Raw genomic sequence first — 13,610 nt, 5'->3', positions numbered from 1 at the left:
TCTTTTTTAGCCGAGTGCCACATCGAGAATCATCATGAGGCTAAAGCCGAAAGCGAAGAAAAGAGTTCCGATATCGGAGTGATCGCCGGATTTTGTGCCGGGAACGAGTTCTTCGATTACAACGTAAATCATGGCGCCTGCGGCAAAGCTCAACAGGAAGGGCATCGCCGGGGTAATCATCGATGATGCAAAGAATGTCAAAGCGCCTGCAATCGGTTCCACGGTTCCCGAAAGGACACCGTAAAAGAAAGCTTTGGGCCGATTAAAGCCCGAAGCCTTAAGAGGCATTGAAATAATCGCGCCTTCCGGAATGTTTTGAATGGCGATGCCAAGGCTCAGAGCAAGGGCGCCTGCCCAAGTGATGGTCGCGTTCCCGGCCAGAATTCCACCGTAAACAACACCGACAGCCATGCCTTCTGGAATGTTGTGCAACGTCACGGCGAGCAAGAGCATTGTCGAACGCTTTAAATGGGACTGAGGACCTTCCGGATGATTCGCGTGATTGTGCAAGTGCGGAATAAAATGGTCCAAAAGCAGTAAAAAGAGAATGCCCGCCCAGAATCCAACAACTGCAGGAATGAAGGAAAGCTTTCCCATGGATTCGGCTTGGTTGATCGCCGGAATCAGAAGACTCCAAATAGACGCTGCAATCATCACGCCGCCGGCAAATCCCATGAGCATCATTTCTACGGAACGCTGGATTTTGTCACGCAGAAAAAAGACCATCGCAGCGCCGAGCGAAGTTCCTAAAAAAGGAATCAGTAATCCGGTAACAGTTGGATTCATATCCAAAAGTTAGTAAATTGTAACTTTTGGGTAGGCTTGGTGCGTTATAAAAGGTGCGTTTAACGGGCGTTCAGAAACAGGAAAATGCCGAAAAGGGTAATGCCCGTGCCACAGAGAAGCGAAATCAACGTGTTGATGGTGCCTGCGTACTTGTGGAGCTTGCTCATGTGGTGAACGCCCTTGTCGAATCCTCGGCGGGCAAGGATCGCTCCAATGCCAAAGACTGTGTTGGTCATGGACATGCCGATGCAGATGGCGGCGGCTCCGAGTAGGGCGATTCCCGGAAGGTCGTTCAAAAGGCAGAAGAAGACGATCAGGGCGACAGCGGGGCAGGGGACAATGCCCGTGATGAAGGCGAACCAGAGAAGTTCCTTCCAAGAAGCGTTCGCCTGTACGGTTTTATTTTGATGGCTGTGAACCGTTTCGCGGATCGCGATGATGGTCAAAATCAGGCCTGTCAAAATGATGAGAGCGTAACTCGCTTTTTCGATGTGGATACGGCTCGCTTCAAAAAGGGGGAAGAGCGCTGCCTTGGTCGCGCCGTACAAGGCAAAAAGCAGCGCCACGGCAGAGAGCGTGTGGATTGTTGTAATCGCTGTTCCAAGTCCCACGCCCTGTAGGATTTTTCCTCGGCGTGCAATGAAGTAACTCGCCACGATCGTTTTACCGTGGCCAGGCCCTAGGGCGTGAATCAGCCCGTAAATCAGGCAGATGAAAAGGAAAATGCCAAGGCTCGCAAGCTCCCCGTTTTTAAGGTGCGTCACGTGCTGCGAAATCTTTTCCCGAAGATTCTTTTGGCTTGAAACGAGCCATTCCCACATCGCGTCAGAACCGATAAAGAAATAGCTTGAAGTCGTCTTGACTTCAGAAGAGTCAGCAACGACAGTCGTCTTTGCAGGCTCGGGCTTTTTAAAATCAAAACGCTTGTTGCTTGCACCGGCAAAAGAAAGGGCGCTTCCAAAGAGAAGACAGATAAAAAAAATGCAAAAGAAGTCACTGTGCTTTTTGATATCGAACATAAAGCCCCTTTACTGTGCCAGAAAAATTCTTGAACTGAGTAAGACCGTCGAGGGCGTCCATAAAATATTCCACTGCCATCGCATCGGGAGCATGAACTTCGCTCTGTTCCATATCGACGGTAATCAAGATGTAATTTGTCGGATCGGTTACGGCTAAAACGAGCATTGTGTAATCATCGGGATTGCTTGGAATGTGGAACGTGTTCAAAAATTCCACCACGAGCTTTCCTTCTTTGGTGACCGATGCTTTTAAGTTTTTGCTTTCTTTGGGAGAGAAAAAGTGGGTACCGTCGCCGATGTAATTGAAACGGCTGTATTCAGTCGCCGCGTCGACGATCTGATTTTTGTAAAGCTGAAGTTCGTCTGTTTCAAAAGTGCCGTTCCCGTTTGCATCGGCTGCGGCAATCATCGCCTGGCTGTAGATCAGGTCGAATTCCCAGCGGTTCTGCACGCCGACGAATTCGTTTTCGTCAAAAATAAGGTCTACTGTTGCATGGATGAAAACGTGCGGATGCGAAAAGGCAATTCCGACAAAAACACAAAAAATGCAAAAAAGAGACTTGAACACGCCATAAATATACCCTAAAAAGGAAAATGCGTAGGCTATTTTTATGCTTTATTTTTCGACGATTTTCCCCGAAATTTCACGCAGATGGGGACTTTTGAACGGATCGTTCTTGCCGAGTTCCAAATGGTAGAACATCTGGGCTGCAAGAACTTCCGTGTTGAAATCGAACGAATCCAAGCGCAACAGGTAGCTTTCGACAGAGTTGTCGAATCCCACCATATAAGGCGTCTTGGCTAAAACCTTTTCTTCTTTCAGTTCAAGCAAAAGCCCAGCGGTTTCGTCGTTTACGGTGACCCAAGGAATTTCAGGAGAGGCTTCGCTCACCAAGGAACGGAGAATTTCTTTTTCGTGATTCTTTGCTCGCAAATCAATCGTGTGCTTGGGACCGTTATCCTTTTCGAGTTTTCGAAAATCCCAAGGACTCGCAAATTTTCCATCGACATGCGGAATTACTTCGAGACCGCTTTCTTCAAGGCCTTTTAAACGATCCCTGGACCAGGTGCTCGCATGGTACGGGGAAATGTATTCGATTTTTTGAATGCCTTTTTGCAAAAGATATTTGCCGACCGTTTTGCCGGGGTTCTTACCGAAGGTGGAATTGAAAAAGGCCCAGCCTTCTTTTTTCAAAAAAGATTTTGGCAAATCTAACGCGGCGTGTTCCCACCAGATTGAAATCGGAAAGTTCGCGTTTTGCAGTTGACTTAAAATGCGGAAAGGCTTTTGCATCAAAAGCGTTGAAACGATTGCGCCGACCACATTCGGATATTCGGAAATCTGCTTCGTGTTTCCGTTGCGGTCAAAGAACTGTTCCGTTTCTTCGTTAAAGCCGAGCAGTCGCAGGTTTAAATTCTTTTCGGCACCAGTGCGGTACACGAATTTCAAAAAATCCATTTCACGTTCGCTGACCGGGCTATAGGCACCCCATTCGGTTGAACGTGTAATAAAAAGGATTTCCGTTTCGGAACGTTCATCCTGCTTCGGGAAGAAGTAGCGACTCTTGCCCTCGCGTTCGAGCATTCCTTTTTGCTGAATGTCTTTTAAGAATTGGCGCATGCGCGTAATCGATACGCGGTAGCGCAAGGCGAGTTCTTTTTGAGAAGGTAAAGCGCCTTGCAGGGAAAAGTAACCGGAGCGGACGTCGGCAAAGAATTTTTCCGAAAGTTCGTTCTGGGCGGAAGGCTTGAGCGGTGGAAGTTCCACCGCTTTCCGCTTTCCCCAAAAGCATCCCTTGCCCGGATCTGTGTAAATGAATCCGCGGCTTGCAAGTTCGCGCAACGCGCTTTGTACTGTACCCGAAGCCGTGTGTAAGTACTGCATCAGCTGACGGACGGATGGAAGTTTGTCTCCATCAGCATGCGGACTGTTTAACAGGGCTTCGATAACGGTATTCTTCATGGGAACCTTTAGCGCTTCTTTTCGCCTTTGTAACGACCGATCAAGTCAAAGGTGCTCAGGTATTCCGGGTAGCTAGCACCGACGCTATTCACGGATTTGCTCTTGCGGATAGCAGTATTGTCGGTGTCTACCGGAACGACTCCTGTAAAGCCTTCTTGGCCTGCCTTGGTAAGGCTCAAGATCAAGGTGCCGTCTTGGACGTTCACATTGTCCGGGCTCATCGTTACGCGGTTCTTGTCGAAGGTCCAGTTGCCTGCGCCCCAGCGGGAATCGTCGAAGGTGTCGAAGTCATCCGTCCAGGCGAGAGTGAAGTCCGAGCCGTTTTCGCCAGCGCCCGGTGTGTAGGTGTAAACCTTCACCCAGTTGATGTACTGATGGACAGGAAGAATGGCGTCGTTCCATTCACCGACCCAGCTGGTCACTTCCGAAGACCACAGGTTAAAGCGGAGGCCCTGTTCGCGGATCAAGGCTGCAACCTGATTCTTGGTGTCGTTCGAATCGGTCATCGTTTTACGGACCTGCACGCCATCGATAAACCAAGCGACGTAATTCGGAGTCCATTCCATTCCGTAGGTGTGGTAGCCTTCGTTGGCGTTGCCCGGAAGATCGTGATGCTTTTCGCTCGTAATCTGCTTGGCGGCATTACCGGTGATGATGTTGGACTGGAACTTTCCCGGAGCTTTGCCCAAGATTTCAATATCCACTTCCACCCACGGTTCCGGATCTCCCTTGTAGGAATCGTTGTGATACAGGAACATGGAGCTGACAAGGCCTGAGCCCGTAGCCATCATCATGCGGGCTTCGTACTTGCCGTACATCTGAGTTTCGTTGGTGAAAAGTTCGGCTCCGGAATAATCCTTGTCTTGAGCGACTGCTGTAGAAGAAAGAAGTCCGAGTCCGAGCATAAAGAGAACCTTTTTGAATTTCATGGTGATACCCTCATTGTTGTTATGAATAAAGTAGATATCAAATCGAAAAGTACTCCTGAGCGCTATTTTGAATATATAAAAACTGTATCAAGTGTGTTAAGTTTATCAGACAAAATCATGCAGAATGCGTATAAATGAAGTGGTCGGTAGTCAAAAAGGCCCCGCATTTGCGGAGCCTTCCCAAATTTGGATTTTGAAGCGGGACTATGGTTAGGCTTTCGGTTCGATAACCTCAAGCCCGCCCATGTACGGACGGAGAACTTCCGGAATGACGAGAGAGCCGTCTTTCTGCTGATAGTTGTCGCAGATGCCGACCATCACGCGCGGAGTTGCAAGGCCCGAACCGTTCAACGTGTGCACGTAAACGTTCTTGCCGTCGATCTTTGTCTTGATGTTTGCACGGCGAGCCTGGAAGTCTTCAAAGTTCGAGCAGGAACTGACTTCGAGCCACTTGTTTTCGACCGGAGCGAACACTTCCAAGTCATAGCACTTGGCTGCACCGAAGCCGAGGTCGCCCTTGCAAAGAGCCAGGCGGTGGAACGGGAGTTTGAGCTTTTCGAGAAGCTTTTCGCCGAACTGGGTGAGTTCTTCGTGCATTTCGTAGCTATTGTCCGGACGGGAGAAGAACACCATTTCGACTTTGTTGAACTGGTGCAAGCGGAGAAGACCGCGGGTGTCCTTACCGTAGGAACCTGCTTCACGGCGGAAGCAAGCGGAATACCCGCAGATGCGCTTCGGAAGTTCGTTTGCTGGAATCACTTCGTTTGCATAGAGGTTCGTGAGCGGAACTTCTGCAGTCGGAATGAGGAACAGGTCGTCGTCCTTGTCGCAGCGGTACATGTCTTCTTCGAACTTCGGAAGCTGGCTCGTGCCGCGCATGGAAGTGCGGTTTACGAGATACGGCGGGGTGATTTCTTCAAAGCCGTTCTTCTGGTGTTCATCGAGGAACCATTGGATCAATGCGCGTTCGAGGCGCGAGCCGAGACCGCGGTAAACCGGGAAACCGTTGCCGGAAATCTTTGCGCCGCGTTCGAAGTCAAAAATGCCAAGACGTTCGCCCAGGGTCTTGTGATCGACCGGGGTGAAGTCGCGATTCTTGGAGTAGTAGTCAAACGGAAGCGGACCTTCTTTTTCCACAGTGTTGTCGCTCGAATCCTTGCCTTCCGGGGAACGCGGAGCGATGTTCGGGACGTGCATGAGCATTTCGGTCTGCTTAAAGGCGAGATCCTTGAGCTTCTTGTCGAGTTCGTCGATCTTGTCGCCGAGATCGCGCATGGCTTTCACGGCTTCATCGGCGTTTTCACCCTTCTTTTTGAGTTCGCCAATCTTCTTGGATTCCGCATTGCGTTCGCTCTTCAGCTTTTCGACTTCGGTCAGGAGCGGGCGACGCACTTCGTCGATGGCCAAGACGTCCTTGATGTCGACGGTCGTGTACTTCTTGTTGGTTTCTTCACGATAGTAATCCGGATTTTCACGGATTTTACGAATATCAAGCATGGGATGCCTCTTTAAAGTTTGGTACGGGCAAAATCTAGTATTTAGAATTTATCTTTGGAAACATGAATCGTTTGAAACTCCTCTTTTTCACGTTGCTTCCCCTGCTCGCCTTGTGCGGTTGCTACAGCTTTACCGCGAGTACACTTCCGAGCCATATCCGGACGGTACAGATTCATGAAGTGGATAACAAGACTTTGGATCCGGTCCTTGCGAATACGCTCCGGGACAGCGTCGAAAAACTTTTCCGAAAAAACGCAGGCAGTGTTCGCCTGGTGAATTCCGAAGCCGATGCGGACTTTCAACTCACCCTGTTAAGTTATACGAACAAACCAGAAAACTTCACCAGCGGTTCCGAAGTCGAAACGTACCGCGTCACGATGAAGGTAAACGTTCGCTTTTATGACAACGTGGCAGAAAAGATGATTTACAAGGGCGACAACCTTTCCGCCGACGGAACCTATGACGTTCTGCAAAACGAAACGGAAGACCGCCACGGTCAGGCGCGCGCCATCGAAAAACTACAGGATCTGATCATTGCCAATGCCTTGGCGAAGTGGTAAGTCTAGACAAAGTTCTTGCCGAGGATTGCAGAAACGTTCTTCAAAATTCCTTCAGCCACATCGGGCTTGTTCATCGAATAGACGTGAACATTCGTAATGCCGTTTGCGTAAAGGTCAATAATCTGATCGCTTGCGTAAATGATGCCTGCCTGCTTCATCGCATCCGGATCGCTGCCGAACTTGTCCACAAGAGACTTAAAACGTTGCGGCATAAAGGATCCGGAAAGCTTGATCGCACGTTCCACCTGGTTCGCGTTCGTGATCGGCATAATGCCCGGAAGAACAGGGCAGGTCACGCCCGCTTCACGCAGCTTGTAGAGGAAGCTGAAGAAGAGGTTGTTGTCAAAGATCATCTGCGTCGTTAAAAAGTCCGCGCCAGCGTCGACCTTTTCCTTCAAGTGCTGAATGTCTTCGCGCTGGTTGGCACTTTCTGGGTGCTTTTCCGGGTAGCAGGCCGCGCCAATGCAAAAGTCCGCATCGCTGGCCTTGAGTTCATGAATGAGTTCAATCGCATGATGGTAGTCGCATTTTTCGCGATTGTTTTCAATCAGCTCCGGGGTCAAGTCGCCACGGAGAGCCATCACGTTTTTGATGCCTGCCGCCTTCATGTCGGCAATGCGTTGCTTCACGGTTTCCTTGCTGCTCGAAACGCAGGTCAGGTGCGCAAGCATCGATACGTTGAATTTAGTCTTCAGGTTCTTGGCGATTTCCAAAGTGTACTGGCTAACGCCACCGCCTGCGCCATAGGTCACGCTCATAAAAGAAGGGCCTAGAGCGGCGATCGATTCCGTTGCCGATTTGACGCTTTCAAAGCTAGTCGCCTTTTTTGGCGGGAAAACTTCAAAAGAAAGGCTCATTTTGTTTTTTTTGAGAATGTCGATAATCTTCATGCTCTTAAGTCTCTTTGAATCCCATCATTTCGGCAATTTCAGCCCCGATGATGCCATTTTGCATGGTGATGCCCAAAAGTTTTTGTTCGATTTCTGCCGGTGGATTGCGAAGGCCCTTGCTGTTTTCGTCTTCCGCGTCGATCACGCCATCGCGTTCCAAAACCAGGCGCTCGCCGAGTGCCGCATGCAGCGCAAGGGATGCGTCTATGTACTTCAAATGCGTAGGCTCTTCTAGGCTAAAGTTCAACGCGAGCTTTTTGTTCAGAACGCGTTCTTCCGGAAAGTCTTCGCTGAATTCATCTTCGACGCCCATGTTTGCAAGGACAGCCTTTGTGTTTGCCAAGGCGCTTTGCAACGCTTCGCTTGCGAGGGCGTCCTTCATACCGGTCGCTGTCACGACAAAGTCCGCTTCTAGAATCCGCTGGGAAACCTTTGCCGAGTCGTTCTTGTCCACGACTTCGATGCCGTTCGCTTCCAAGGTCAAGATGAAATCGTTCGAAGTATTGCGACGGCTGGTGTCCGTAACCGTCACCACTTCTGCGCCACGGCTTAAACCCTGCAGGGCGATTCCGCAGCCGACTTTACCGCTTCCGAAAACGACGAACTTCTTCTTTTCAAAATTCGAATAGCCGGCCTTTTCAAGACCGCGGAAATAACCGTCGCCAGTGCCAAGGGAAGTCTCTATCCGCTTAATAATGCCGCTGTCGGCAATGAAAACGGGGAAATCGACATCTTCGTAATAGGGAACGCCTGTCTTTGTCAGTTCCACAAATCCGATTCTCGGATGGCAGGCGGAAAACTGTCCAGCGCAGTCGAGGATCAGATCGAAATAATCATCTTCCTGTTCCATGTCCAGAACCATTTCGGGCGAAAGAACGGGAATTTCACTTTCCTGTAAAAGTTCCACGATTTCGACGTCGCATGGTACGACGGTACCTTCGACAGTACGGCCCGCATAAAGATCGGCTCCGCCTGCAATCAAAGCTTCGTACTGGACCAGACTGTTTCGGAAGATCGGTGTTGCGACCAGAACCTTGAGTCCTTCAAAAGGACGGGTTTCTTCCCATTCTTCGGCAAGAGCCGCTAAAGCGGGATACTCGTTTGAGTCGTAATGTTCCTGGATTAGGTCTTCGAAAAGCATTTTTTTAGTGGATGTTAGCCTTTAAGGTTTCGACCACACGCGAGAACGTTGCGTCTTCCCTCATTTCGTTTTCAATGGTTTTAATCGCGTGCATGACCGTGGAATGGTCGCGGTTGCCAAAACGCATACCGACGCTCTTTAAGCTGAGGGTCGTGAGCGTTTTCATCAGGTACATGGCGACCTGGCGAGCGTGGGCGACCTCCTTTGTACCGCGGCCCGCTTCCAAAAGCTTGTCTTCCGGAACTTCAAAGTATTGCGAAACGGCGTGAATCACGGATTCGATTCCGACGCGACGCTTGATGTTCGGGATAATGTCTGCGACGACCTGGCGGGCGAGCGAAATGCTGATGTCCTGCTTCAAAAGGCTCGACTGCATCGCAAGGCGAACGATCGCCGCTTCGAGCGGTCGCACACTGCCTTCGATGTTTTCAGCGAGGTAGGCGAACACGTCGTCGGAAATGTCCAGGTGGCTGTTAATCGCCTTTTTGCGGAGAATGGCTTCGCGCGTTTCGAGCGCCGGCGGCTGAATGTCGACGGTGAGGCCCGAAGAAAAACGGCTCACGAGGCGGTCGGAAAGACTCTTGACTTCGGCTGCTGGGGCGTCGGAGGTCAGAACGATTTGCTTGCCCGCCTGGTGCAACGTGTTGAAAATGTGGAAGAATTCGTTTTGGGTTTCGGTCGAACCGCTCCAGTTTTGAATGTCGTCAATCAACAAGACGTCCACATCATTGCGGTAGAAGGAAGACCATTCGTTCGTGTTACCGTTTCGAATGCTTTCCGTGTATTCGCGCTGGAAGTCGTTTGCCGGGATGTAACGGACGACCTTGCCCGTCGCATTGCCCAGAATGTAATTGCCAATCGCCTGCAAAAGGTGCGTTTTGCCAAGACCCGAAGCTCCGTAGATGAACAGCGGATTGTACTTGCTGTGATCCGGATTTTCGGCAACGGCAAAGGCTGCGCTAAAGGCGAGTTTCGACTTGTCGCCGACCACAAAGTTTTCGAAGCTGAATTCTTCCGCGAGTTTAATCGATTGGCAAAATTCGTTTGTCGGGGTCGAAACGGAAGGGTTGGCTTCTGGGTGCTGAAATTCAAATTCAAGATGCTGGCCGGTCGCTTCCTGCCAGCTCATTTCCAAAAGGACCTTATACGGCAAATACGCCTTCACATCCTTGCCCGCAGGGAACAGGACGGAGACACGGCGATCGGTTACATTCGAAAGCTCCAAATTCGCAAATAAATCATTGTAGACGGCATCAGAAATCTTGCCGTGCAAAAGTTCCAAACATTTCTCAAGTTGCGGATTCATGCTCTATAATTTAACTATTATTGCGAATATGATGGATTACATCTGCTCTGTCGGGGCGTTCTTTTGGCTGCCCCCCATTTTCTGGGTCACACTGTTCTTGTGGGCCCGCTTTTTGGCTTACCCGGTTGCGCTCAAACGTCGAATTCGCATGGGAAAAAACTGGTGCTACGTCCCCGAGTGGTGGTCCAAAAAGCCACTTTTAAGACTCGGAACTTTGTTCTTTTTGGTGATTTTAGGCGTTTTGGCGGCGTTTTCGTCGGCAGCGAGCCTTTTCTCGCTCTTCCCTTCGGTTCCGTACTGGTTCGTTTTTATGTTCCTCGCCTTCCTGATAGTGGTCAAGCCCCTGACGGAATTTGCGATGAATGGCATTTACCGCTTGCAGGTCAATGCGTATTTTTTGGAATATAAAAAGCAGAGCGAATACTACAGCAAGCTCGGACGTCCGCTTTCGGAAGATGACCTTAACGGCCACACGGCTTGGGCTTTCCGCAACGCGATGAAGAAGGCGGAATCCGAAAAGCAACTGCTCAAGTATTTGCGAGAAAGATCTAAAATGGAAATCGCCGCGGAAAAGGAAAGATCTGCTTATGAGCAAGCTTAACGCGACAGAAATCAAGAACGCGTTCCAGTATGCCGACAAGATGCTTTTGCTCGTGTCGCGTACTTTTGCGCTGAATATCAACCGCCTTTCTGGAAACCTGCGCAAGTCGGTGCTTCTCGCTTACCTGTATCTGCGCATGGCGGATACGGTCGAAGACGATGCGAATCTTCCCAAAGACGACAAGCTTCGCCTTCTCGGACTCTTCTCTGCGATCTTTGCGAAAGACGCCGATGTGGACTCTGCGACGGAAGCCTTTGTGAAGGCTCTCCCGGAATATTTCAAAAATTCCGATGATCCGAATTACGACCTTTGCCTGCATTCCCAGACGGTCGTTCCGCTGCTCTGGACTCTGGACAAGGAATATGTGCAGCCGGTCTGTGACACGGTCGTCGAAATGTGCGAAGGCATGGCAAGTTCCATTCAGCAGATGAGCGCATCGCTTGAAAAGGGATGGTTTACCCTCGAAACGATGTCAGACCTTTCGCGCTATTGCTATTACGTTGCAGGAATCGTCGGTAAACTTTTGACCAAAGTTTTTGCCGCCAAAAACTCGGCGATTACCGAAGAAAAACTTTATAAGCTCCAGACCTATGACGTGAGCTTTGGACTTGCCTTGCAGCTCACGAACATCATCAAGGACGTGCGTGAAGATTCCGAACGCAAGGTTTGCTTTGTTCCGGAAATGATCTGCCACTGTCACGGTTTTGAAAGTTCCCCGGCGATGTTTGCCCCGAATGCAGACCGCAAGGCGCGTGCTTCGGTCATGAAAGAACTCGTCGGCGAAGCCTGGAAGCATTTGTCGGATGCAATCGAATACACGGTGACGCTTCCGCGTCGCAATCCGCAGATTCGACTCTTCTGCCTTTGGCCGCTTTTTATGGCGGCCAAGAACCTTTCGATCATGGGCGACTGCTCGCATCTTTTCGATAAGGATCACAAGGTCAAGATTACCCGTGACGACGTAAAGGATATCATCAAGTCAACGACGCTTCACTTCTATTCCAATTCCTGGATCAGGAAGACTTTCGAAGCTTTGAGGGATGGTGTATGAGTGAACGTTTTCGTCTTTTGAAGTCGTGGAAGTTCCACCTTGCCTTTATTTTCGCATCCATCTTTGTCGATCAAGCGACAAAGATCTGGGCGGTGGCGTATCTCGAAGCGAGCGAAGATTTTCCGACCGGAAGAATCGTGCCGGTAATCGGCGACTTGCTGCAATTCCGTTTGGCGTATAACTTTGGCGCCGCGTTCAGCAGCCGTCCGCAGGATCTTTTGCCGTTCCTCTCTCCGACAGTTTTCTTTTTGGTCATTTCCCTTGTCGCCGTCGTGGTGCTGTTCAGCTTTTACCGTTCGGTCAAGCAGGGCGATTTTTTGGTGCGCACGGGAATTGCGATGATTCTTTCCGGGGCGCTTGGAAATTTGGCAGACCGCGTCCGCATCGGTAAGGTGGTGGACTTTATTGACTGCGATTTCCCGGATTTTATTATGCAGCGTTGGCCCACGTTCAATTTTGCCGATTGCTGTGTTACGGTCGGTGTGGCTCTGGTCCTTATTTCCCCGGTAATCTATAAATGGATTGCGTATAATCCAGCAGGTTCGAATGCAGAAGAAAACAACGAAGAATCCCTCTCCTGAGTTTCCTAAGTTTGTCATTTCCGAAAAGGATGTCGGGGAACGCTTAGACAAGTTCCTTCAGGCAAAGCTGAAGGATTATTCCCGCACGGATGTCCAAAAGCTCATCACGGAAGGTCACGTCGTCGCGGGCGGTTCTGTCGCCAAAAAGAATTTGCGATTGACCGAAGGCATGCTCGTTGCCCTCGACGCTCTTCCGCAAAAGGAAGCCTCAGAACTGAAGCCAGAAAAGATGAAGCTGAACATCGTCTATGAAGATGACGATGTGGCTGTGATTTTTAAGCCGCGCGGAGTGGTAGTACACCCGGGCGCAGGCGCTCTTTCGGGAACTCTCGCCGCTGGACTTCTGTACCACTTTAAGGATAAGCTTTCGACCGTGAACGGTCCGCTCCGTCCGGGGATTGTTCACCGTCTGGACAAGGATACGCCGGGCCTAATGGTTGTCGCCAAGAACGACAAGGCGCACCGCAGTCTCGCAAAGCAGCTTGAAACGAGAACGCTTCACCGCAAGTACGAAGCTTTGATTTGGGGACATCCGCGCGATCTTTCTGGAGAAATCGAATTGCCGGTGGGACGCGATCCCAAGTCTCGCGTGCGCATGGCGGTTGTCCGCGATGGAAAGTATGCGAAGACGCGTTACAAGGCGAAGGAATTTTTTGCGATTGCGACGCTCATGGAATATGAACTGGATACGGGCCGTACTCACCAGATTCGTGTACATTCCCGTTATACAGGACATCCGATTGTGGGCGACCCCATTTATGAAGGCCGAGAAGCTTCGTTGCACCGCATTCCGCCGCTTTACCACGATACTGCGGAAGAACTTTTGAAAATCGCTCCGGCGCAGCTTTTGCAGGCGGTCGAAATCATGTTCGTGCATCCGAAAACGCGTAAGAAGATGACGTTCTCGGTGCCTCTCGAAAAACCTTTTGAAAAGGCTGTGAAATTCCTTGAAAAGGAATGCTTGCAGAAGGCTCCGACGTTCGATGAAGATTCGAGCTTCCGCGACTTTGACGAAGCGGAAGTCAACCATCCGTATTTGGAAGAAGATCCGATCGAAGAAGAGGAATCCGATTACGAAGAAGAACCGGTGAAGGAACGTTTAACGCGTGCCGAACGCTTGGCGATGAAAAAGGAACGCATCAAAAAGCGCAAGGCGATCGAAGCGGAAAAACGGGAAAAGAAAGCTAAGCGCGAAGCCGAAAAACGTGGCGAAGTCTATGTGAAAAAAGCCTCGGATACGGTGACCGGATACGAACCGACAATCGACCCTGCGTATTTGGAATAAA

At 50.3% G+C, this 13,610-nt stretch carries 14 protein-coding genes; 5 read left to right on the top strand and 9 right to left on the bottom strand.

Going from position 1 to position 13,610, the window contains the following annotated elements; translation table 11 throughout:
- Positions 1-6 precede the first annotated feature (6 nt).
- From BGX16_RS03495 to serS, 6 genes are all read right to left on the bottom strand, one after another.
- Positions 7-786: a ZIP family metal transporter gene (locus BGX16_RS03495; protein ID WP_100424814.1), complete on the bottom strand. Its 780-nt coding sequence runs from the start codon at positions 784-786 to the stop codon at positions 7-9.
- Positions 787-845: 59 nt separating this feature from the next.
- Positions 846-1,805 carry a nickel/cobalt transporter gene (locus BGX16_RS03490; RefSeq protein WP_100424813.1) on the bottom strand — a complete coding sequence of 320 codons (960 nt, stop codon included), beginning with the start codon at positions 1,803-1,805 and terminating at the stop codon, positions 846-848.
- Positions 1,780-2,373: a DUF1007 family protein gene (locus tag BGX16_RS03485; RefSeq protein WP_157797845.1), complete on the bottom strand. Its 594-nt coding sequence runs from the start codon at positions 2,371-2,373 to the stop codon at positions 1,780-1,782. The genes BGX16_RS03490 and BGX16_RS03485 overlap by 26 nt, the downstream gene beginning before the upstream one ends.
- A 48-nt stretch (positions 2,374-2,421) precedes the next feature.
- A complete protein-coding gene (locus BGX16_RS03480; RefSeq protein ID WP_100424811.1) occupies positions 2,422-3,768 on the bottom strand; it encodes a GntR family transcriptional regulator in 1,347 nt (448 codons plus the stop codon).
- Between the two features lie 8 nt (positions 3,769-3,776).
- Entirely contained in the window at positions 3,777-4,697 is a 921-nt protein-coding gene (locus tag BGX16_RS03475) for a glycoside hydrolase family 16 protein (RefSeq protein ID WP_100424810.1), read from the bottom strand.
- A 210-nt stretch (positions 4,698-4,907) separates the two neighbouring features.
- The gene (gene serS / locus BGX16_RS03470) at positions 4,908-6,194 is read right to left on the bottom strand and encodes a serine--tRNA ligase (RefSeq protein WP_100424809.1); all 1,287 of its coding nucleotides are present in this window, start codon (positions 6,192-6,194) and stop codon (positions 4,908-4,910) included.
- 62 nt (positions 6,195-6,256) lie between these two features.
- On the opposite strand from serS, the gene BGX16_RS03465 reads away from it, so the two are divergent.
- Positions 6,257-6,754, top strand: coding sequence for an LptE family protein (locus BGX16_RS03465; protein ID WP_100424808.1), 498 nt, complete (start codon positions 6,257-6,259; stop codon positions 6,752-6,754).
- 2 nt (positions 6,755-6,756) lie between these two features.
- Here the strand turns inward: BGX16_RS03465 and metF are convergent, their stop codons facing one another.
- From metF to dnaA, 3 genes are read right to left on the bottom strand one after another with little or no spacing between them, the layout of a single operon-like run.
- The gene (metF, locus tag BGX16_RS03460; RefSeq protein WP_100424807.1) at positions 6,757-7,644 is read right to left on the bottom strand and encodes a methylenetetrahydrofolate reductase [NAD(P)H]; all 888 of its coding nucleotides are present in this window, start codon (positions 7,642-7,644) and stop codon (positions 6,757-6,759) included.
- Between the two features lie 4 nt (positions 7,645-7,648).
- Positions 7,649-8,785: an NAD(P)-dependent oxidoreductase gene (locus BGX16_RS03455; protein ID WP_100424806.1), complete on the bottom strand. Its 1,137-nt coding sequence runs from the start codon at positions 8,783-8,785 to the stop codon at positions 7,649-7,651.
- Positions 8,786-8,789: 4 nt separating this feature from the next.
- A complete protein-coding gene (dnaA, locus tag BGX16_RS03450; RefSeq protein ID WP_100424805.1) occupies positions 8,790-10,091 on the bottom strand; it encodes a chromosomal replication initiator protein DnaA in 1,302 nt (433 codons plus the stop codon).
- Between dnaA and BGX16_RS03445 the strand changes: the two genes are divergently transcribed.
- The 4 genes from BGX16_RS03445 to BGX16_RS03430 are packed head-to-tail and all read left to right on the top strand — an operon-like array spanning position 10,090 to position 13,609.
- Positions 10,090-10,692, top strand: coding sequence for a hypothetical protein (locus BGX16_RS03445; protein WP_100424804.1), 603 nt, complete (start codon positions 10,090-10,092; stop codon positions 10,690-10,692). The genes dnaA and BGX16_RS03445 overlap by 2 nt on opposite strands.
- Complete coding sequence (locus tag BGX16_RS03440) at positions 10,679-11,743, top strand: squalene/phytoene synthase family protein (RefSeq protein WP_100424803.1); 1,065 nt, start codon at positions 10,679-10,681, stop codon at positions 11,741-11,743. The genes BGX16_RS03445 and BGX16_RS03440 overlap by 14 nt, the downstream gene beginning before the upstream one ends.
- On the top strand, positions 11,740-12,324 hold the full coding sequence (gene lspA / locus BGX16_RS03435; protein ID WP_100424802.1) for a signal peptidase II: 585 nt from the start codon (positions 11,740-11,742) through the stop codon (positions 12,322-12,324). The genes BGX16_RS03440 and lspA overlap by 4 nt, the downstream gene beginning before the upstream one ends.
- The gene (locus tag BGX16_RS03430) at positions 12,290-13,609 is read left to right on the top strand and encodes an RluA family pseudouridine synthase (protein WP_100424801.1); all 1,320 of its coding nucleotides are present in this window, start codon (positions 12,290-12,292) and stop codon (positions 13,607-13,609) included. The genes lspA and BGX16_RS03430 overlap by 35 nt, the downstream gene beginning before the upstream one ends.
- Position 13,610: the final 1 nt, after the last annotated feature.

The sequence above is a fragment of the Hallerella succinigenes genome (genome assembly GCF_002797675.1).
Taxonomy (GTDB): domain Bacteria; phylum Fibrobacterota; class Fibrobacteria; order Fibrobacterales; family Fibrobacteraceae; genus Hallerella; species Hallerella succinigenes.
This window is presented reverse-complemented; position numbering and strand designations above follow the sequence as displayed.